We start from the raw sequence: 21,302 nt of genomic DNA on the forward strand, positions 1-21,302 counted from the left end.
CTCTCAAAGAAGGCTGTGACGCGTCGGCGCGCGGCTCGCGAGGTAGTCGCGGTGCGTCGGCATGGCCTCGGCCGCCTGACGCATGACGGCGCGGGTGCGATCCAGACGGTCGCGCGTGTCGACGAGCGAGAACTTGTCCGCCAGGGGGTGGTAGCGGCGCGGCTGGAGATGCTGGCCCATGAAGACGGCCAGCCAGCTGGCTTCTTCGAAGGTTTCTTCGTCACCCATCGGGATGCGGCCCCGGCTCTCGAACTGAAGCAGTTTCCAGGCCAGTTCGGCGGGCGGTTCAGCCGCCGCGCGGGCGTCCCAGAAGCTCTGTCCGCTGCGCCGGTTGAGCTTGTAGTGGGCGATCAGGAAATCGCGCAGCCGTTCCGCCTCTGCCTGGATCAGCCGGTTGTACTCCCGCGCCGAGACGGCCATTCCTCCGGGTGTGGGAAAGAGGGCCAGCAGCTTGGTCACGGCGCTCTGCAACAGATGCAGGCCGGTTCCTTCCAGAGGTTCCAGGCAGGTCGCAGACAGGCCGATGGCGATGCAGTTGCCAATCCAGGGTGTGCGACGTCCGTTCTCGAACAGGCGTTCGTTACCGCCCTGAGGCGCCGGCTCGCCCGGGGCGACGGCGTCGAACACAGCCACGCCGGTCGCTGTCCGAAGCGGCACGGTCTGGAGCCAGCCGGCGCGTTGCGCCTCGATCTCGGTCAGCAGACACGGCACCGCCTGAGCCGGGTCGAGGGACCAGCGAACCCGGTTGCAGGGCAGGTGCTCGCTCCAGGATTCCCACGTCGAGCCCAAGGCGGATATGACGGACGCGGCTGTGCCCGTGCAGTCGATAAACAGGTCGCCTTCGACGAGCCGTCCGTCGCTCAGGGTCACGCCGGTGACGCGTGTGCGCTCGGCGTCCGTAATGACGGCGGCCAGGCTTCCGGACACCCCTTGAACGCCCGCGCGTTCGGCGATGCTTCGAAGCACGGCCGTGTAGGCTTCCGCATTCAAATGCAGACCATAGGACATGGTCGATGTGACCGAGCGAGGGTCGTCGCTGGGCCGATCGAACCGCCCCAGATTGGCGGCGACGGCGGCCAGGGCGAAGCTTTCCAGCGGCTCCACCTGGCCCGCCTGGCGCAGCTTCAGCCAGCAGTGATGAAAGGCGACGCCCTCCATGACCGCGCCGAAGTCGCTGAACGGATGGACGTAGCTCACGCCCTTTCGGGTCCATTGCGAAAACTGCGTGCCCAGTTTGATCGTCGCGCCCGTCGCCGCGATCAGCGCATCTTCGTTAAGCCCCAGGCTGTGATTGAAGGCGCGCAGGGAGGGCAGGGTGGAATCGAACGGGGTCAGAATTCCCGAATCCTGGCCGGGGTTGGTTTCGATGAGCTCCAGGCGGGTGTCCCCTGGCACGGCGCGCGACAAGGCTGCGGCCGCCATCCATCCTGCGGAGCCCCCGCCCACGATGACGATGCGCCGCAGCGGCGGGGAGGGGGCAGCCTTATACAAAGCCTCGCTCATGTCGCGGCACAATAGCGGCTGACGAAGTCGTCGTGTCCGGGCATCGACCGCGCGGCGCGATCGACCGCGACGCGAAGAGCCTCCATCGACTGGCCCAAGGCCTCGGTCGGCAGTCGGTCGCCGAGCGGGTCATAGGTGTCGGGCTCGATCCTCTGTCCAAAGTAGACCGCCAGCCAGCTGGGCTCCAGAAACAGGCCGTCACGGTACTTCGCCACCACGCCTCGCTCGCGGAACAACTCCATCTTCTCGGCCAGTGAATCGGGCACGGCCATGGCCCGGCAGTGGTTCCAGAAGGGCGTGTCGTCGCGCTCAGTCGCCTTGTAGTGGAGCACCAGGAAGTCGCGGATTCGTTCGTACTCGATGTCCATGACCCGATTGAACTCGGCGGCGTCGGCGGGGTCGAAGCTCCGCTCTGGGAAGAGTTCGATCAGGTTGGTGATGGCCACCTGGATCAGGTGGATGCTGGTCGATTCCAGTGGTTCCAGAAACCCGCTCGACAGACCGATGGCGACGCAGTTTCCGACCCACTGGCGATGGCGGCGGCCCGTCGTGAAGCGCAGGAAGCGCGGGTCGGCGCGGGCAGGCCCCTCCAGCTGTCCAACGACACGTTCGGCTGCCGCTTCATCCGTGATGTGGTCGCTGGAATAGACATAGCCATTGCCCACGCGGTGCTGCAGCGGGATCCGCCAGGCCCAGCCTGATTCCAGCGCGGTGGCGCGGGTATAGGGCGTCGATTTCTCGACTGTATCGCAAGGGACGGCGACTGCACGGTTGCAGGGCAGCCATTCGCGCCAATCCTCGTAGCCCGTTCCAAGCGCCTCGCCGATCAGCAGGCCGCGGAAGCCTGAGCAGTCGATGAAGAGGTCGCCCTCCACCGTCTCGCCGGATTCAAGGACAACCGATTCGATCCGCTGGGTCTGCTGGTCTGCGACGACGCGGTTGATCTTGCCTTCGCGACGCACAACGCCGCGGGCCTCCGAGTGACTGCGAAGGAAGGCGGCGTAGAGGCCAGCGTCGAACTGGAAGGCATAGGAGAAGGTCGACAGCAGCGACGAGGGGTCTGCATCGGGCTTCTGGAAACGCCCTAAGCGCGCGGCGACGACGGGCAGGGAATAGGCGTCGATATCGGCCGCCGCGCCCTGACGACGCAACCTCAGCCAGTGATGGTGAAAGCCGATCCGCTCGACGGGCCGACCATAGGCGCCGAACGGGTGGATGTAGGAATCCCCCAATCTGGCCCAGTCGCGAAACTCGATTCCCAACTTGAATGTCGCCTGGGTCCGAGCCATGAACTCGGTCTCATCGAGACCGATCCGGGCATTGAAGTTTCGGATATGCGGGATGGTCGCTTCGCCGACGCCGACCGTGCCGATCGCCTCCGATTCGATCAGGGTAATGCTCAGGTTCTGGTCCTTGAGCATCGCGGCCATGGCGGCCGCCGTCATCCATCCGGCGGTGCCGCCTCCGACGATGACGATGCTTCGAACCGCCTGCTCAGACATATGGTAGCGCTCCCTCTTAGAACGCAGATGACCACGTTGAGAATGGCGGATGCAATCCCTGCTGGATAGGCGGCGAAGTTGCTGCAGTGCAGCAAGGGTACTCTTGCAACACTCAGACAATTGCACGTTTTGCCACTTGAAGGCCACAAACTCTTCAGTTAGAAATTGCCTCAATGGTAGCGTTACCAAGACGCACCACATCATAGGTTGGGGAGGCTAACCGATATGTTTGACGCCACACGTGCGCTTGATCGAGGCGCGGGAACGCTATTTCTGAAGGGCGGTGTCTCCGCTCTCGCCCTGGCCGCCATGATCTCGGCCGCGCCGGCCATGGCCCAGACCGCCAACGCCGATCCCGACGCGACGACGATCGAGGAAGTTGTCGTCACCGGCATTCGCGGAAGCCTGCAAAGCTCGCAGAACACCAAGCGTAACGCCGAGGTGTTCGTCGACTCCATCAGCGCCCAGGACATCGGCGCCCTGCCTGACCGTTCGGTTTCCGAAGCCCTGCAACGCGTCCCCGGCGTGTCCATCGACCGCTTCCAGGCCGGTGTCGACCCGGACCACTTCTCCGTCGAGGGCAGCGGCGTCGTCGTTCGCGGCCTGACCTTCATTCGCTCCGAGTTCAACGGGCGCGACGCCTTCACCGCCAACAACGGCCGTGGCCTCGGCTTCGCCGACGTGCCGTCCGAGCTGCTGAGCGGCGTCGATGTGTTCAAGAACCAGTCGGCCGACATGATCGAGGGCGGCATTGCCGGCCTGGTCAATCTGCGGACCCGCGTGCCCTTCGACACCTCCGGCGATCTGTTCGCGGCCTCGGCCGAGGTCAGCTACGGCGACTTCGCCGAGAAGGCGACGCCGACCGTGTCCGTCCTGGGCAGCAAGCGTTGGGATACGGAACACGGCGACTTCGGCCTGATGGCCAACATGGTGCATTCGCAGCTGACGACGCGCGCAGATGGCCAGCAGATTTCCAACTTCGGGCTCCGGACGGACCTTGGCGCGACGCCGATCTATTTCCCCCGTGGGGCGTCCTTCCGCTCGACCATCTTCGACCGTGAGCGGACCGGCTATGCCGCCGCCGGCCAGTGGCGCAGCCCTGACCACCGGATGAGCGCGACCCTGCAGTTCCTGCGCTCGGAAGCCTCGCAGGAATCGACCGAGCATGCGGTCGAGATCGCGACTGACAACGTCACCTCAGCCGGCGATTCGCGTCCCGTTCTGGGCACGACCTTCGACTTCGACGAAGACGGCGTGTTCACCAATGGCGTCATCACCGGCCCGACCGGCTGGCGTGACGACTCGCTGGACGGTCGCGACAACCGCAACCCCGCATTCGGCCTTCAGAGCAACAACCAGCGCCGCGACGAAATCTCTGAAAACGTCACAACGGACATCGGCTTCAACTTCAAATGGGCCTTGACCGACAATTTCCGGGTCAACCTGGATGTTCAGCACGTCAAGTCCACCGTCGACGTGCTGTCAGCGACGACCTGGGCCTCGACCTATCAGAACGCCGCAATCGAGCTGCGCGGCTCGGACATTCCGCTGGTGACCTTCCTGCCGCCTTCGGAAAACGGGACCGTGGCCCCATGCCCCGCCGACGGAACTCTGCCGGGCGATTGCTCGACCTATTACACCGGGACGCACAACAGCTTCAGCGACCCGTACAACAGCTTCTTCCGCAACAATATGGACCATATCGAACAGAGCGAAGGCAAGCTGACCGCCGTTCGGCTGGATGGTGAATATACGTTCCAGGAAGACAGCTGGCTGGAATCCGTCCGCTTCGGCTATCGCCGTGCCGAACGTGATCAGACCACGCGCTTCTCTCAATACAACTGGGGTGTTGTCAGCGAACAGTGGGGCGGCGGCGGGCCTGTCTGGCTGACCGACCGGGCGGACGGCGTGCCCAGTACGGGCCAGCCCGGCGTCCCAGGCACCGAGGGCATCCTGCCGAGCTCGATGTTCGAGACCTTCGCCTTCGACAACTTCATGGGCGGAGACATCCCGGTTCCGACCGGTGATCAACCTCGCCTGTTCTACGCCGGCAATACCGCCAAGAGCTATCAGGCCTATTCCGACTTCGGCCTGTTGATCGGCGATGAGTGGCGCGATCGCTTGGGTGGTGACGGCTGTCCGCAGAACTGGGTGCCTCTGGCGATGCGTTGCGGCGTGGTGGCTGGCACGCCGTTCCGTCTGAACGAGATCAACCCGATCCTGGAGGAAAACGACGCGGCCTATGTCATGCTGCGCTACGCCGGCGAACTGTCCAACGGCGTGGAACTCAGCGGCAACCTGGGTCTGCGTTACACGACCACGGACCGAGAGGCCTCAGGCTTCCAGGCCTTCACGCAGCAGTCGTTCGCGACGGATGCGGAATGCGCCGCGACGCCTCCTGGCGAAACGCCGAGCGACTTCTGCCGGCTTGTCTCGCCGGCCAATCGTCAGGCCGCCCGCGACTTCGCCAACGGCGCCGTCATCGCCAGCACGGTGAACACCTCGTACGACTACTACCTGCCCAGCTTCAACCTGAAGGCCGAGTTTGAGGGCGGTAGGATCTTCCGCTTCGGCTATTCGCGCGCCATTACGCCGCCGGATGTCGGGCTGACGCGGAACTACAACAACATCAGCCTGTCGACCGCGGCTCAGGACATCGTGGACGGCAAGCCGACTGGCCGGTTCGATGTGGGCAACCCGTATCTGAAGCCCATTCAGGCCGAGAATTTCGACGCCTCGTTCGAATGGTATTTCGGCAATCCGGGCTCCTTCACCCTGTCGCTGTTCTACAAGAAGCTGACCGACGTCATCACCAACGGGACGCGCCGAGAGTCCTTCACCAACAACGGCGCCACCTTCGACGCCGTGGTCAATACGCCGATCAACTCGGACGAGGACGCCACCATCAAGGGCTTCGAAGTGGCCTGGCAGCAGGGTCTCGACTTCCTGCCCGGCGCCTGGGACGGGTTCGGCTTCAACGCCAACTACACCTACATCGAAAGCAACGGCGTTCCGCAGACCACCCTGTCCAACACCGACCCTGACGTGGCCTCGGGACGTGTCGCCAATATCGACACCAGCCTGCTGCCGCTGCAGAACCTGTCGAAGCATACGGCCAACCTGGCCGCCTTCTACGAGAAGGGTCCGGTGGCTTTGCGCTTGGCCTACTCGTGGCGTTCGGACTTCCTGATCACCGTGCGCGACGTGATCGTTCCCTATGCACCGATCATGAACGAGGCGACCGGCCAACTCGACGGTTCGGCCTTCTACTCGGTCAACGACCACATCAAAGTGGGGGTTCAAGCTGTGAACCTGACCAACGAAATCACCCGGACTTCCCAGGTGTTGAACAACGACCTCCTGACCACAGGCCGGTCGTGGTTCATGAGCGACCGGCGGTTCACCTTCATCGTCCGGGCGACTTTCTGATCTAGACTCTTCCGTAAAACTCTGGCCCCGGCGACCTGTTCGCCGGGGCCTTTTTCCGTTAGTGGCCAATGTGTTGTTCGGCCCAATTGCTCAGGGGCAAATCTGTTTCAGAGTGCAGTGGAGACAGCGAGATCCATGGGTGATCCAGCATCATTGGCTTCCGGCAGCGCCGCCTTTGTGCGCGATGTGGTTTCGGCCTATCGACCGGTCCTGTTGCGCGGCGCAGTCGCCGACTGGCCTGCGTTGGCGAAAGGCCAGGGGCCCGTCGCCGTCGCCAACTATCTGGCCAGCCTGGCCAATGGCGGGCCGGTGGAAACCTTTACGGGACGGCCCGAGATCAAGGGCCGCTTTTTCTATGACGCCGGTATGCGCGGGCTCAACTTCGAGCGGCGCCAGGAAACGCTGAAGGGCTTTCTGGGGCGGCTGCTGGGCCTGATGGATGTCGCCGATCCGCCGTCGGTCTATCTGGGAGCGGCGTCGGTCAATGATCGCCTGCCTGGCTTCTCGGCTCAGAACCGGATGCCGCTGGTCGATCCGTCAGTCGAGGCGCGACTGTGGGTCGGCAATGCCGTGACCGTCTCAACCCATTACGATCTGTCGGACAACATCGCCTGCGTCGTCGCCGGAAAGCGCCGCTTCACACTGTTTCCACCCGAGCAGCTGGGCAATCTGTACGTAGGTCCGCTCGACTTCACCCTGGCGGGGCAGCCGGTCAGCATGGTCGATCTGAAAGCGCCGGATCTGGAGCGGTTTCCCCGGTTCGCCGACGCGCTGAAAACGGCGCAGGTGTTCGATCTGGAGCCGGGAGACGCCCTCTATATTCCGCCCCTGTGGTGGCACCACGTCGAGTCGCTGACGCCATTCAACGTGCTGGTGAACTACTGGTGGAACGCGTCGGGAGCGCCGCCTTCGGCGTTCGAGGCCCTTATCCATGCCGTGATGACGGTGCGACCCCTGCCTGGGCCCCAGCGCGAGGCGTGGCGTAATATCTTCGAACACTATGTCTTCGAGCGTGACGGCGATCCGGTTCCGCACCTGCCGGTGGAGAGCCGGGGCGTGCTTGGCCCCATGACGCCGAGCCTGGCGCAACGGATCAGCAGCTTTTTGATGAATGGGCTGAGGCGCGGCTAGACCCGAGGGTCAGGTCGGCGGCGCGGACGGTAGTTCAGGAAGATGTTGGCGGTCAGCCGACCACGGCGCGGGTCTGGCGAGAGGGGGGTATTGGGCGGAATCTGGCCCGAATGCAGGACCTGGCTGCGATAGACGATCACGCGGTTGAACACCGCCTCGAGTTCGGCCGTCTGTTCGAAGAGCGGGCTGTCACTGCCGACATAGGCCGCAGCGGGGGGCGTCACGCTGATCTCCTGGTCCAGAGCGCTCTGATAGGCTTCCAAGCGATCCTGGCTCAGGCGCTCAAAGCCGGTCGCGCGGTGGCGATAGAAGGCCGTACCGCCGAAAACGCCGTCGCAGAGATAGTGCAGCACCGCGAACTGCAGAGGATCGACTGTATCGACGTGAGGCAGGCGTTGGGCGAGGTTCAGGCGCTCAGGCGGCAGGGTCGCCAGCGAGAAGTTGCAGCTGGCATTGGCCAGGCCGACGTCTTCCAGGGCATAGGCTTGGCGGATGTGCGGATCCAGGACGCGCGCCAGAGCCTCCACATAGGCCAGGGGCGCGGGCGCCAGAAGACCCGGATAGAAGTTGCTGCCCGCTTTCGGCGCGACGAAGGCAGCCTCCTGGGCCGCGCAGTCGATCAGAGCCTGAGGATCGACTGCTGCGTCTTCGATGACCAGCACTGGTGCGCGTTCGGCGCCGACGAGGATGGTCTGTGGCGTCAGGTTCGGCCGAACGGGAAAGGTCTTGCCGTGGCTCAACATCGGCTCATCGGCACGCGGCTTCCAGGGCGGCGAAGACGGGCGTCCGCTCAGGCGGGGTCAGGCCCTTCTCTGTCATCGCGGTCTCCAGATAGAGAGGAGCGGCAGAGGATTTCGAGCCGAGGTCAGCGGCGTAGAAGGCGTCGGCCTGGGCCGTTTCCAGCGTAACGAAGCGGACGCCTTCCTCGCGATACATGGCCAATAGAGCCGGCATCATGTGGGCGTCGAAGGCGCCGACGTGCATCAGCAGAACTAGCGGGATTTGGCGTCCGTGCAGGGCCTGAGACATCTGGCGGGCCGAGAGCAGGGTCTCGCGCGCGAAGGCCAGGTAGCTGGCTTCCAGCGCAGCGATCCCGGCCTGATTACCCTTGTCGGCGCATCGGGCGTAGGGCTGGTTCCAGGCGTAGTCGTCAAAGCTGAGGGTCGCGCTGGCGACCTTGTAGTGATGGGCCGACAGAAACTCGCGCACCGCAGCGCGCTTGGCCGGCGTGTCGCCTTCGGACAGATAGGGATAGCGGAACCATCGCCAGTCGGCGTCGGGGCTGAGGGTCGCCAGCAGCGGCTCGTTGCGCGTGATCTGGTCGATGTAGGTCTCGACCGAGGTCTCGGCCAGATTGATGTGCGACCAGGTGTGGTTGCCGAAACGGTTGCCCGACGCGCGCCACAGTTCCAGCACCCGCGCGTTCTCGGCCTCGCCCGCAGAGGACGCATTGATGAAGCCATACGAGGGTGGGGCGCCGGCCTCGCTGAGCGCCGCCGCGATCCGGGCGATGACGGCCAGTCGCGTCGTGCCTGCAGGCAGGGCGTTGTGCGCCGGCAGATCGTCGAACGTCAGGGCCATGTCTTGGGCGGTGGCGCGGGTTGACCCACCGAAGCTGGCGCTCGTCAGGGCGACGGTGAGAGCGGCGATTAGGTTCAGCATCTTCATGGGGCGGGCTCGAAGATCGACAGGGGAATGGCGTCGGCCATGGCGCGATAGCCGTCGACGGAAGGATGCAGGCCGTCCAGATCATAAGAGGGATTCACATGATCCGGGCGGGCGGGATCAGCCATGATCCGATCGAAGTCGATGATGGCGTCAAAATTCCCCGGCGCACGTATCCACGCGTTCAGAGCCTGACGGTCGGCCTCGTTCTCGGCCGTCGGATGGTAATAGGCCGAGCCGGCATAGGGCATGATGGTCGCGCCGATGATGCGTACGCCTCGGGCCCGGGCGCGGATGATCATCTGGCGATAGACGCCGATCATCTGTTCCACCAGTGCAGCGTGGGCTTCTGGCGGCATGGGCTGGTCGCGTGTCAGGACGCCCAGGTCGTTGACCCCTTCAAGCACCACGACATGGCTGACGCCGGGCTGAGACAGCACGTCGCGTTCGAACCGCGCCAGGGCATTGGGGCCCAGGCCGTCTCGAAGCAGCCGGTTGCCGCCGATGCCTTGGTTGATAACGCTGAGGCCGCGCGTCGCGGGCTGGGTCTGGAGGCGAGCCGCGAACAGGTCGGGCCAGCGAGTGTTGCTGTCCAGGGCGACGCCATAGCCGTCGGTGATCGAGTCGCCGAGAACGACAATCGCGCCCTCAACGGCGGGGCCTGCCGCCTCGATCCCCGCGATGAAATACCAGCGAGGGACAGTCTCGGCGTCGCTCAATTCGGCAGCCGAAGTCTGGTCGCCGGGGCCGATGAAACTGGTGGCGCGTGATCCGGGGTGGCCGGTCTGGGCGCCTTCGACATCCAGGACGTGCAGGCTCACAGCGACATCGCCAAGGGCTGTGACGCTAATGTCGACTGGATCGGACAGGTAGTCGGCGCCGGTCGGAATGACCACGCCGGGGCGGCCGTTGAACAACAGCGGGCGGCTTGAACCCGGCGCGATGGTTGAACCCGAACTTGGCTGGGCGACGGCGGCTGATGCGATCTGGAGAGGGGCGGAGCCGAAGGCGTTGGATAGGCGCACGCGGATGCGGTCACCGGCGGCGGTGACGCGCACGACCTGGCGCAGGGTGGCGTCATCCAGAGCGTCGGCGGGCAGGGCGTTGTCAGCCTCCGCCATCATCTGCGAACTGCCCCAAACGGCGACCCAGGGGTGATCCGCAGCCTGTGCCTGGGCCATGGAAGCGCTGACGCCCAAGGTCGATAGGCCAAGGGTGAAAACGGCGGCGCAAATCAGGCCGCGGCTCATAGGATGCCAAGGACGACGCATATCGACTCCCACGGTCTGAACGACCCATGGTAGCGATACCATACGGCCGCTTGAAGCCACCAGTGACAACGCCGTCCATGCGGCGCAGGAGATGGGATGAACACGAAAGACCAGTCAGGGAATGCGGAAAACTCGACGATCCGTCGAGTCCTGATCGTCGGCGGCGGGACGGCCGGCTGGATGGCGGCTGCGGCTCTGACCAAGATCATGCGCAATGGCGTCACCGAGGTGGTGCTGATCGAGTCCGAGGAAATCGGCACGGTCGGGGTGGGAGAGGCGACCATTCCGCCGATCACGAGCTTCAACGGCCTGTTGGGCATCGACGAAGCCGACTTCATGCGCAGCACCCAAGCGACCTTCAAGCTGGGCATCCAGTTCGAGAACTGGGGCCGGCTGGGCGACGCCTATATGCACCCGTTCGGTGAGTTCGGCGTCGATATGGACGGCGTCAAATTCCATCACCACTGGCTGAGGGCGGTTCGGGCCGGCGAGACCAGTTCGCTATGGGACTATAGTCTGGCGACTCAGGCGGCGGGTCGGGGGCGGTTCGTGCGCCCGCGTGAAGACGACCGTTCGGTGGTGGCGTCGCTGCGCCATGCCTACCATTTCGACGCGGGTCTCTATGCCGCCTATCTGCGCCACTATTCCGAGGCCAGAGGCGTGCGACGGCGCGAGGGGCGGGTCGCAGAGGTGGTGCTGCGGGGCGAGGACGGGTTCATCGAGGCCGTGAAGATGGCCGATGGCGAGGTCATCGCGGCCGATCTGTTCATCGACTGCTCGGGCTTTCGCGGGCTGCTGATCGAGGAGGCGCTGGGCGCCGGATACGAGGAGTGGACCCACTGGCTGCCCTGCGACCGAGCCCTGGCTGTGCCGACCCAGTCGAACGGACCGCCGACCCCCTATACCCGGGCGATCGCGGGCAGCAGCGGCTGGCGCTGGAAGATCCCGCTGCAGCACCGGACGGGTAACGGCCATGTCTATTCCAGCGCCCACATCTCCGACGACGACGCCCGCGCCGAACTGATCGCAGGGCTCGATGCGCCCATGCTGGCTGAGCCCCGGCCGCTGCGGTTCACGACGGGGCGGCGGCGGCGTCAGTGGGTCAAGAACTGCGTGTCTCTGGGTCTGTCATCCGGTTTCCTGGAGCCCCTGGAATCCACCAGCATTCACCTGATCCAGAGCGGGATATCGCGTCTGATGGGGCTGTTCCCGGACCGCAATTTCGATCCGAACATGATCGACGCCTACAATCGGATGTCACAGACCCAGTTCGAGCAGATCCGCGACTTCATCATCCTGCACTACAAGGCGACCGCGCGGGACGACACGCCTTTCTGGCGCCAGGTGCGCGACATGAGCGTGCCCGAAAGCCTGGCGCGCAAACTGGATCTGTTCCGGTCTTCTGGCCGGCTGTTCCGTCATGAGGACGAGCTGTTCAGCGAAGCGAGTTGGATCGCCGTCCTGCTGGGGCAGGGGGTCATGCCCGCCGTCCATGACCCGATGGCTGACGGGCTCGAGATCGGCATGGTCCGGCGGAGGCTGGAGGGGCTGAGGCAGATGATCGCTGCGGCGGCTGACAATTTGCCGCCGCATCAGGCCTTTATCGACGCCTATTGTTCGGCAGTCTGAAGCAGGGGCGAGCCGACCGGCTTGCGACGCCGTTTGGGGCCGGCGGGGGGATGACCGTCCGACTGGCGGCGGATCAGGGTGAAGTCCACCATCTCGCAGACGGCCTTGGGCGACTTGCCCGCGACCTTGCGCTTGATCGCCGCGACCAGAAGAATGACCGCCTCGCGCGACATCTCGGCGACGGGCTGGCGGATGGTGGTCATGGGCGGCCACACGGTGGTCGCCAGCGCCGTGTCGTCGAAGCCGCAGACGGTCAGGTCCGCCGGAACGTCCAGCCCCAGCCGGTGGGCCACGGCGATGGCGGCGGCGGCCATGTCGTCATTGCTGGCGAAGATGGCGGTCGGCGGGACGGGCAGGGCCAGCAGCTGGTCGGCGGCGTCGAGGCCAGAGTGGTAGGTGAAATAGCCCTGGGCGACCAGCTCGGGGTCCACGTCCAGACCTTGCGAGGTCATCGCGGCCTCGAACCCGGCATAGCGAAGGGCGCTGACCGTCTGGTTGGGATGGCCGCGCACGAAGCCGATGCGGCGATGGCCCAGGTCGATCAGGTGACGGGTCATGGCCTGGGCGGCGCGGAAGTCGTCGATGCGGATGGCGGAGGCCGCGTGCGGCGGCTCGCCCGTGGCGACCACGACTGTGGGGATGCCTGCCTCTTCCAGGCGTTCGACGATCAGGTGGGAATCGCACAGCGGCGGGGGCAGGATGACACCGTCGACGCCCATTTCGATCAGGCGCTGGACCGCGCGTTCCTCGCCCGATTCTGCGTCGCATTTCTCGACGGTCAACTGGATGGCCGAGGCGCTGCACTGCTCAAGCCCACCGAGCAGGAACTCGCTGAGATAGGCGTTGCTGGGGTTGCTGTAGAGCAGGCCGATCCGCAAGGCGTGGGCGCTGGCCAGGCTGCGGGCCGCCAGATTGGGCGCATAGCCCAACTCGCTGACGGCCTTGGCGACCCGATCACGCATATCGGCGCTGACGTTCTTCTGGCCGTTGATGACGCGGGATACGGTCATCGGAGAGACGCCCGCAAGCCGCGCGACGTCCGTGATCGTCTGACGGCCGCCGCTGCGCCTTGTCACTCTTTGATCCACCGCCATGGTCCCCTCTGGCCGGACAGGGTTGAGTCTGGCGGCGCTAACATAGGCGGGTCACGCCCCATGTGCGAGGCCCGCCCGATGGATCGCCACCGGGCGGCCTGCGCCGGTCAAGAACCGCTGTAGGCGGTCTTGTGCTGAGTGAAGAATTCGGCGGCGGCGAAGCCCTGTTCGCGCGCGCCATAGCTGGATTTCTTCGAGCCGCCGAAGGGCACGTGATAGTCCACACCGGCGGTCGCCAGGTTGACCATGACCATCCCCGCCTTGGCCCGGCGCTGGAAGTCGCGGGCGTATTTCAGCGAGGTGGTGGCGATGCCCGCCGACAGGCCGAACTCGACGCCGTTGGCGATGGACAGGGCCTCCTCGTAGTCCTTGACGCGGATGGTCGAGGCGACGGGGCCGAAGATTTCTTCGTTGTTGATCTGGGACAGATGGTCGGTGTCCGCAATCAGCGTCGGCTGCACGTACCAGCCCGGATTGTCGAGGTTCAGGCGCTCGCCGCCGGTGACGATGCGACCGCCGGCCGAGCGGGCGATGTCGATGTATTTGTAGCTGACCTCCATCTGGCTCTCGGACACGGCCGGACCCATCTGGCTGGTGGGGTCCAGGGCGTCGCCGACCTTGATGGCCCGGACCTTCTCGCCCAGAGCCTGGACGAAGCGGTCGTGGATGCCGTCCTGCACGATCAGGCGGCTGGAGGCGGTGCAGCGCTGGCCGGTGGCGAAGAAGGAGCCGTCCAGGGCGATGGCCACGGCGCGGTCCAGATCGGCGTCGTCGAGCACGATCAGCGGGTTCTTGCCGCCCATCTCAAGCTGCACGCGCGCCTGGCGCTCCATGGCGCCGCGACCGACGCCCTGGCCGACCATCTGCGAGCCGGTGAAGGAGATGCCCTCGATATCCTTGTGCGCGACGATGGCGCGGCCGACGTCGCCGTCGCCGATCACCATATTGACCACGCCTGCGGGCAGGCCGGCTTCATGCAGGATGGCGATCAGGGCTTCAGCGGTCGCCGGCGTCGGGCCAGCGGGCTTGATGACCACGGTGTTGCCGAAGGCGATGGCGGGCGCGATCTTCCAGGCCGGGATGGCGATGGGGAAGTTCCACGGCGTGATCAGGCCGAACACGCCGATGGGCTGGCGATAGGTCTGGATCTCGACGCCGGGACGGGTCGACATCAGGTTCTGGCCGTGGAGACGCAGGGCTTCCCCGGCGAAATATTTCAGGATGCGCGCGGCGCGGGCGGTTTCGCCTATGCCTTCGGGCAGGGTCTTGCCCTCTTCACGCGACAGCAGACGGCCAACCTGTTCGCGGCGCTCCATCAGGATGTTGGAGGCCTTGTCGAGGATGTCGTGGCGCACCTCGGGCGAGGCCTCCGACCAGGCCGGGAATGCGGCCTTGGCGGCCTGGACCGCCTGATCGACCTCGGCGGCGCCGCCCTTGGGCGTGCGGGCGACGATCTCTGCGGTGTTGGAGGGGTTGTGGCTTTCGCCCGGCCGATCACCGCCGACCTTCTCGCCATTGATCCAGTGAGAGAGTGCGAGGGCTTCGGTCATTGCGGGCATCCTTTGGAATGAAGGGACGGCGGCCAAACATCGCCGCCGTCCGCGTTAGATAGGTAGAGAGAGCGCGAAAATCAGCCGGTCATGTCTTCCAGCTTCATCCCCTTCGTCTCCTTGATGAAGGAGCGGACGAGGAAGACGCTGATCACGGCGGAGACGGTGTAGAGGGCGTAGGTGCCCGCCAGGCCGATGCCATCGGCCAATGCGGGGAAGCTCTGCACCACCAGATAGTTGGCGCCCCACTGGGCCAGGCCGGCGACGGCCAGAGCCGAGCCGCGCATATGGTTGGGGAACATCTCGCCCAGCATGACCCACATGACCGGGCCCCAGCTGAAGTTGAAGAAGATGACGTACAGGTTGGCCGCGACCAGGGCGGTCAGACCCGCCGTTTCGTTCAGGGCCAGGTTGCCGGCCGCATCAGCGGTGGCGCCGCTGAAGGCCCAGGTCATGGCAGCCAGGGACACGGCCATGCCGACCGAACCGATCAGCAGAAGCGGCTTGCGGCCCACCTTGTCGATCACGGCCAGGGCCACGAGCACGGCGGCGATGGAGACGGCGCCCGACAGGATGTTGCGTTCCAGGGCGACTTCTTCCGAGACGCCGGCCAGACGCCACAGCGTCTCGCCATAGTAGAAGATGATGTTGATGCCGACGAACTGCTGGAAGGTCGCCAGCATGATGCCGGCCCAGACGATGGGGCGCAGCAGAGTGCGCTTGGCGAACACGTCGGCGAAGCTGGGGCGATGGCCCTGGTCGAAGCTGGCGCGGATCTCGACCAGTTGGCGTTCGGCCGCCTCGGCGCCCGACAGCTTGGTCAGGACCTTGAGGGCGGCCTCATCCCTGCCGCGCATGACCAGATAGCGCGGGCTTTCCGGGATCAGGAACAGGGCCAGCAGGAAGACGGCTGCGGGCGCGGCCTGGGCCAGGTACATCCAGCGCCAGGCGGTCGTGCCGGCGATCTCGCCCAGGCTGCTGCCGGCGTGTTGAGCCAGGAAATAGTTGACCAGGAAGGCGCCCGTCAGGCCGGAGATGATCATCACCTGCTGGACGGTGCTCATCCGCCCGCGGATCCGGGCAGGGGCGACCTCGGAGATATACAGCGGCGAAAGCACGCTGGCGGCGCCCACGGCCATGCCGCCGGCGAAGCGCGCGGCGACGAAGATCATGTGCACCTCAGTGACGCCCTGGATCAGCGCGCCGATCAGGAACAGCAGGGCGGCCATGATCATGACCGAGCGGCGCCCGATCACATCGGCCAGACGGCCGGCGAAGAAGGCGCCGAAGGCACAGCCGATCAGCAACGAGCCGACCGTGAAGCCCAGGCCGTTGGCGTCCAGATTGAACTGCGCCTGCAGACCCGCCTGGGTGCCGTTCACCGCGCCGCTGTCATAGCCGAACAGCAGGCCGCCGATGGTCGCCACCGCCACGATGGCGATGATGAAGCCCATGTTGATGCGGTCGTTCCCCGCAATATCCGGCCCCGAGAGCCCCCCTGTTGGTCCAGCCATGTCCGTTCCTTCCCGATGGGCTCTATCGGCCCGTTATGATTCAGATATCAGCTTGCCCTATCGCCAACCTGCGTCGACGAAATACTCGTGGCCTGTAACGAAGCGTGCGTCGTCCGAGGCCAGGAACATGGCCATGGCGGCGATGTCGCGCGGTTCGACGCGGCCCTTCAGGCACTGGGCGGCGACGATCTCGGCTTCGCCCTCCGGCGTGTACCAACGCTCCTGGCGGGGCGTCTTGACGTTGCCGGGCACGATGCAGGCGACGCGGACGCCGTCCACCCCGAGCTCACGCGCCAGGGCCCGCGTCATGCCCTCGATCCCCGCCTTGGAGGTTTCGTAGAGCGACAGGTCGGGCAGGCCCAGGTGCCAGCTGATGGACCCCAGGTTCAGGATCACGCCCTGACCCCGGCTGCGCATGGCCGGAGCCACGGCCTGGGCGGCGAAGAACAGGTGCCGCAGGTTCACCGCGATACGGTTGTCCCAGTATTCCGGCGTCACCTCGTCCAGCAGATGCCGGTCGTCGTTGGCGGCGTTGTTGACCAGGACATCCACGGGACCATGTGTGGCGATGATCGTGTCCAGCGTGCTGCGCAGCGCGGTGAGGTCGGTCAGGTCGCAGCGTCGGTACTCGGGCGCGGGCGACAAGTCGGACAGGGACGCGGCCAGGGTCTTCGAGGCGTCGTCGACGACGTCGAGGAAGACCACGCGTGCGCCCTGACGGGCGAAACCCTCGGTCAGGGCGGCGCCGATGCCGGAGCCCCCGCCGGTGACGACCACCAGCCGGCCGGTCAGGGATGGATAGACAGCTCCGCTCATACGGTCGCTCCAAGAAGGCCGCGACCGGCCAGGTTCCGCATGAGAGCCGAGACGCCCATCGTCCAGGGCGGCGCCTGTTCGCTGGTGGTCACGGTGTTTTCTAGGACGCCGAGGCGTTCGGACGAGACGCGCACGCGGTCGCCCATCTTGTGGGTGAAGCCCTGTCCGGGGGCGTCGCGGTCGTCGATCGGCGCGAACATGGTGCCGAGATAGAGGGCGAAACCGTCCGGATACTGGTGCGACTCGCCGCCGGTCTGGGCGATCAGGTCTTCCGGATCGCGGCTGATCAGGCTCATCGAACTGGAGCCCTTCATCACGAAGCCGTCCGTGCCGGTGACTTCGAGGGCGATGGTCGCAGCGCGCACGTCGTCCATGGTGAAGCCGTCGTCGAACAGGCGGATGAAGGGACCAAGCGCGGCCGAGGCGTTGTTGTCCTTGGCCTTGCCCAGCAACAGGGCGCTGCGGCCCTCGATGTCGCGCAGGTTCACGTCATTGCCCAGGCAGGCGCCCATGGCGCGACCCGAGGGATCGCAGATCACGACGACTTCAGGCTCGGGGTTGTTCCAGTGGCTGTCGGCGCGAACCCCGACGTAATCGCCCCAGCCGACCGATGACAGCACGGGCGACTTGGTGAAGATCTCGGCGTCCTTGCCTATGGCGACCTCAAGGTACTGAGACCACAGGCCGTCGGCGATCAGGGCGTCCTTGAGCGCCATGGCCTGGTCCGAGCCCGGCTTGACGGCGCTGAGATCGGCGCCGACGCGCTCGGCCAGGGTGTTGCGGATCTCGACCGCCTTGCCCGCGTCGCCGCGCGCCCGTTCCTCGATCACCCGCTCGACCGCCGAAACGGCGAAGGTGACGCCGGAGGCCTTCACGCACTGAAGGTCGATGGGCGACAGCAGTTTCGAGGCGCCTGCGGATGAAGCCCACGAGACCTCGAAGTCGAAGTCCTCAAGCGGACCCAGATCCTCGCCCGACATTGCGGCGAAACCGCCCGCGGCGATGATATCGGCCGAGGTGGGGGCGGTGCGCGATACGTCGAACACACGTCCATTGCGGACAAGGATGGGCGAAGGCCCCTCGGGGCGTTGCAGACGGCCGAGCAGCAGGGCGTCGCGCCAGTCGCCTGGCAGGTAATCGATAATACTGGTCATTTCCCCCGCCAGAACCTTAAGCGGCTCGGTCGTTACTGGTAGCGCTATCAATTCCGATTGGCAGGGGTGATGTCAAGCGCCGTCCGCATCGGCGCCGCGCGGAATGCGTCGGCGATGGCGCCGTGCAGCGGCTTGGCGCGATATTCGGCGTCGAAGGGGGTGGGACGCTTGGCGCCGCCGTCCTCGCGCGGCCAGCGACCCTGCAGCCACGAATAGGGGTCGTACATCCCCCAGGCCATCACGGTCTTGGTCTGCGGATAGCTGAACATCAGGTCGAGATAGCGCCGTCCCAGGTCGGCGACGGCCTGGTCGCGGACGACCGGATCGGCGGGCAGATTCTTGTCGTGGACGTCGAACTCGCTGATGACGATATCCAGGCCCATGCCGGTCGCCTCGTCCAGGAATTTGCGCCATTCGCGCTCCTGGGCGGTGTCGAAGCCGACCGAATCATCCTGGTTGCCCGAACCGATGTGGCTCTGCACGCCCAAGGCGTCGATCGGCACGCCGCGCGTCTTGAAGCCTTCGAGCAGTCTCAGCACCCCGGCGCGATGCGCCTCGTGCCCGGCTTCCCAGCTCATGTAGTCGTTGTAGACGAGCTGGGCGTGCGGGGCGGCCTCGCGGGCGGTGTGGAAGGCCACGTCCAGCACTCGCTGGCCCATGGCGTTGGACAGGCTGGTGTCACGCAGCGCGCCCGTCTGAGCGTCGACGGTCTCGTTGATGACGTCCCACGAAAAGACCTGGGGATAGTGGGCGCAGACGCGGCGAATATGATCGCTCAGCACGCGTTCCGCCTCGGTCGCGGGACGGGAGCCGAAGTCGTAGTTGGTCAGCCACTGGGGGAACCAGTCGGGGTGATGCCAAAGCAGGGTATGGCCTCGCAGCGCCATGTCGTGGGCGCCCGCATAGGCGGCGATGGTGTCGGCGGCGGCGAAGTCGAAGGTCTGGGCGTCAGGCCGAAGGGCGACCCATTTGGTCTCGTTCTCGCAGACCAGGGCGCCGCAGTCCCGCTCCAGCAGGGCGGTATAGCGGGGGTCACGACGTGGGCCGGCGATGACCCCGGCGCTGACGGCGCTGCCGAAGGTCATGCCCTTGGCCTTGGCCAGATCGTTCAAGGAAGGCCCGGCGGCATCGCGCGACGGGGCGGCCAAGGCGGAGGCGGCCAGAGGTGTGGCGAGGGGGGCGGCGGCCAGTGCGGCGGCGCCGGCGAGCAGGGTGCGGCGTGTTGTCATGACGGGGCTCCTCGATGAAGACTATGATTGCGCTACCATAGTTCATGCGCGAAAACTCCGACAAATGAAAAAGGAGCGACGATGACGCAGCGTAGAAAATCGACAGGCCCTGCCTTGGCCGCAGCGCTCGCGCTTCTGGCCGCATCGGGGGCGAGCGCGCAGGACGCTCCCTCGCCGGCGAAGTTCTCGACCTTCATCTATCAGGGTGACGACGGCGGTCCGGCCTCGCCTGCCGGGACCTATCGCAACCCGGTCATGGCCGGCTTCTATCCCGACCCTGCGACGACGCGTGTGGGCGAGGACTACTATCTGGTCACATCGACCTTCAGCTATTTCCCCGGCATCCCGGTGCTGCACAGCCGCGACCTGGTGAACTGGACCCAGATCGGCAACGCCATCGACCGGCCGGATCAGCTGGATTTCGGGACTCTGGGTCTGTCGCGCGGCGTTTTCGCCCCGACGATCGAGCATCACGACGGCCTGTTCTACATCCTGAACACCTGCGTCGATTGTGGCGGCAATTTCCTCATCACGGCGCGCGATCCGGCCGGGCCATGGAGCGATCCGGTCTGGCTGCCTGAACTGGAGGGCGGCATTGATCCGTCGCTGTTCTTCGACGGGGAAGGGCAGGGCTGGATCATGAACAACGGCCCGCCTGAGGGTGAGCCCGAGTACGAGGGCCACCGCGCCATCTGGATCCAGAAGTTCGACACGGAAACCCAGAAGACCTTCGGACCGCGCACTCTGCTGGTGAATGGCGGGGTCGATTTCTCGACCAAGCCGATCTGGATCGAGGGGCCCAGCCTGATCCTGAAGGACGGCTGGTATTATCTGCTGGCCGCAGAGGGCGGGACGGCGGAGGGCCATTCGCAGGTCGCCCTGCGCTCACGACGGCCAGATGGGCCGTTCGTCGCCAATCCCGACAACCCGATCCTGACCCAGCGCGGCCTGCCCATGGACCGCGAGCGCCCGATCACCTCGGCTGGGCACGCGGATCTGGTGCAGACGCCCGACGGCGATTGGTGGGCGACCTTCCTGGCGGTGCGGCCCTATGGCCCCGATCAATACAATACGGGCCGTGAGACCTTCCTGTTGCCGGTCGATTGGTCGGGGGAATGGCCCGTCATCACCCGGCCGGGCGAGGTGATCCCCGAGGTCCTGGCCCGCCCCCGGCTGCCGGAGCCGACACAGCCCGTCACGCCGACGACGGGCGCTTTCCGGGTCGAGGACAGCTTCGACGCCCCGAGCCTGGCTCCGACCTGGATGATGATGCGCAATCCTCGCGAGACCTGGTTCGACCTGTCGTCCACGCCCGGCTCGCTGAGCCTGACGCCGCGCGCCGTCGATCTGGGCGACAACGCCAATCCGTCCTTCCTGGGACGCCGACAGCAGCACCAGAACGCCTCGGCCGAGACGGTGCTGGACTGGAGCCCTTCGCATGACGGCGACCGTGCCGGCCTGGTCGTGCTGCAGAGCGATGACTTTTGGTATTTCCTCGCCGTGGGGGAAGAGGGCGGTCAGCGCCGGATGGAGCTTCGTCGCCGCGCCGGGCCCAGCGAGGCGGCGGACGGCGTCCTGCTGGCCAGTGCGCCCCTGATCCAGGGTGATACGCCGGTGCGGTTGAAGATCACCGCGCGCGGCGCCCTGTATGACTTCGACTATGACGCCACAGGGCAGGGCTGGAGCCGGCTGATGGGCGACGCCGACGGCACCATCCTGAGCACCCGAACGGCCGGCGGATTCGTCGGGGCCGTATTCGGCGTCCACGCCCGTTCAGCGCACTAGAACAGCAGAACTCCTGGCAAGGGAAATCTT

At 65.8% G+C, this 21,302-nt stretch carries 15 protein-coding genes; 4 read left to right on the forward strand and 11 right to left on the reverse strand.

The annotated features are described in order from the left end of the window. Window positions 1-3: 3 nt before the first annotated feature. Together ACO05L_RS06780 and ACO05L_RS06785 are read right to left on the reverse strand one after the other, a co-directional pair. A complete protein-coding gene (locus tag ACO05L_RS06780; RefSeq protein ID WP_421731404.1) occupies window positions 4-1,491 on the reverse strand; it encodes a tryptophan halogenase family protein in 1,488 nt (495 codons plus the stop codon). Between the two features lie 8 nt (window positions 1,492-1,499). Then, entirely contained in the window at window positions 1,500-3,005 is a 1,506-nt protein-coding gene (locus tag ACO05L_RS06785) for a tryptophan halogenase family protein (RefSeq protein ID WP_421731405.1), read from the reverse strand. A 225-nt stretch (window positions 3,006-3,230) separates the two neighbouring features. Between ACO05L_RS06785 and ACO05L_RS06790 the strand changes: the two genes are divergently transcribed. Both ACO05L_RS06790 and ACO05L_RS06795 read left to right on the forward strand, forming a co-directional pair. Then, complete coding sequence (locus ACO05L_RS06790) at window positions 3,231-6,434, forward strand: TonB-dependent receptor (RefSeq protein ID WP_421731406.1); 3,204 nt, start codon at window positions 3,231-3,233, stop codon at window positions 6,432-6,434. 135 nt (window positions 6,435-6,569) lie between these two features. Next, complete coding sequence (locus ACO05L_RS06795) at window positions 6,570-7,565, forward strand: cupin-like domain-containing protein (RefSeq protein ID WP_421731407.1); 996 nt, start codon at window positions 6,570-6,572, stop codon at window positions 7,563-7,565. Here ACO05L_RS06795 and ACO05L_RS06800 read toward each other — a convergent pair. From ACO05L_RS06800 to ACO05L_RS06810, 3 genes are read right to left on the reverse strand one after another with little or no spacing between them, the layout of a single operon-like run. After that, complete coding sequence (locus ACO05L_RS06800) at window positions 7,562-8,308, reverse strand: DUF6445 family protein (protein WP_421731408.1); 747 nt, start codon at window positions 8,306-8,308, stop codon at window positions 7,562-7,564. The two genes, ACO05L_RS06795 and ACO05L_RS06800, sit on opposite strands and share 4 nt — an antisense overlap. Window positions 8,309-8,312: 4 nt before the next feature. After that, the gene (locus ACO05L_RS06805; protein ID WP_421731409.1) at window positions 8,313-9,233 is read right to left on the reverse strand and encodes a polysaccharide deacetylase family protein; all 921 of its coding nucleotides are present in this window, start codon (window positions 9,231-9,233) and stop codon (window positions 8,313-8,315) included. Then, window positions 9,230-10,411 carry an SGNH/GDSL hydrolase family protein gene (locus ACO05L_RS06810; RefSeq protein WP_421731410.1) on the reverse strand — a complete coding sequence of 394 codons (1,182 nt, stop codon included), beginning with the start codon at window positions 10,409-10,411 and terminating at the stop codon, window positions 9,230-9,232. Before ACO05L_RS06810 ends, ACO05L_RS06805 begins: the two co-directional genes overlap by 4 nt. Window positions 10,412-10,597: 186 nt before the next feature. Between ACO05L_RS06810 and ACO05L_RS06815 the strand changes: the two genes are divergently transcribed. Next, window positions 10,598-12,130, forward strand: coding sequence for a tryptophan halogenase family protein (locus ACO05L_RS06815; RefSeq protein ID WP_421731411.1), 1,533 nt, complete (start codon window positions 10,598-10,600; stop codon window positions 12,128-12,130). Here ACO05L_RS06815 and ACO05L_RS06820 read toward each other — a convergent pair. The 6 genes from ACO05L_RS06820 to ACO05L_RS06845 form a co-directional block, all read right to left on the reverse strand. Further along, window positions 12,112-13,140 (reverse strand): LacI family DNA-binding transcriptional regulator, encoded by a 1,029-nt coding sequence (locus ACO05L_RS06820; protein WP_421731412.1) that lies wholly within the window; start codon window positions 13,138-13,140, stop codon window positions 12,112-12,114. The genes ACO05L_RS06815 and ACO05L_RS06820 overlap by 19 nt on opposite strands. A 191-nt stretch (window positions 13,141-13,331) precedes the next feature. Then, on the reverse strand, window positions 13,332-14,774 hold the full coding sequence (locus tag ACO05L_RS06825; protein ID WP_421731413.1) for an aldehyde dehydrogenase family protein: 1,443 nt from the start codon (window positions 14,772-14,774) through the stop codon (window positions 13,332-13,334). An 80-nt stretch (window positions 14,775-14,854) separates the two neighbouring features. Next, the gene (locus tag ACO05L_RS06830) at window positions 14,855-16,288 is read right to left on the reverse strand and encodes a sugar porter family MFS transporter (protein ID WP_421731414.1); all 1,434 of its coding nucleotides are present in this window, start codon (window positions 16,286-16,288) and stop codon (window positions 14,855-14,857) included. Window positions 16,289-16,345: 57 nt separating this feature from the next. Next, window positions 16,346-17,104 (reverse strand): SDR family NAD(P)-dependent oxidoreductase, encoded by a 759-nt coding sequence (locus tag ACO05L_RS06835; RefSeq protein WP_421731415.1) that lies wholly within the window; start codon window positions 17,102-17,104, stop codon window positions 16,346-16,348. Next, a complete protein-coding gene (locus ACO05L_RS06840) occupies window positions 17,101-18,258 on the reverse strand; it encodes a fumarylacetoacetate hydrolase family protein (protein WP_421731416.1) in 1,158 nt (385 codons plus the stop codon). Before ACO05L_RS06840 ends, ACO05L_RS06835 begins: the two co-directional genes overlap by 4 nt. Window positions 18,259-18,305: 47 nt before the next feature. Beyond that, the gene (locus tag ACO05L_RS06845; protein ID WP_421731417.1) at window positions 18,306-19,487 is read right to left on the reverse strand and encodes an endo-1,4-beta-xylanase; all 1,182 of its coding nucleotides are present in this window, start codon (window positions 19,485-19,487) and stop codon (window positions 18,306-18,308) included. 81 nt (window positions 19,488-19,568) lie between these two features. Between ACO05L_RS06845 and ACO05L_RS06850 the strand changes: the two genes are divergently transcribed. Beyond that, window positions 19,569-21,272: a glycoside hydrolase family 43 protein gene (locus tag ACO05L_RS06850; protein ID WP_421731418.1), complete on the forward strand. Its 1,704-nt coding sequence runs from the start codon at window positions 19,569-19,571 to the stop codon at window positions 21,270-21,272. Window positions 21,273-21,302: the final 30 nt, after the last annotated feature.

Origin of the sequence: Brevundimonas sp., from assembly GCF_965227765.1 — a bacterium.
GTDB lineage: Bacteria > Pseudomonadota > Alphaproteobacteria > Caulobacterales > Caulobacteraceae > Brevundimonas.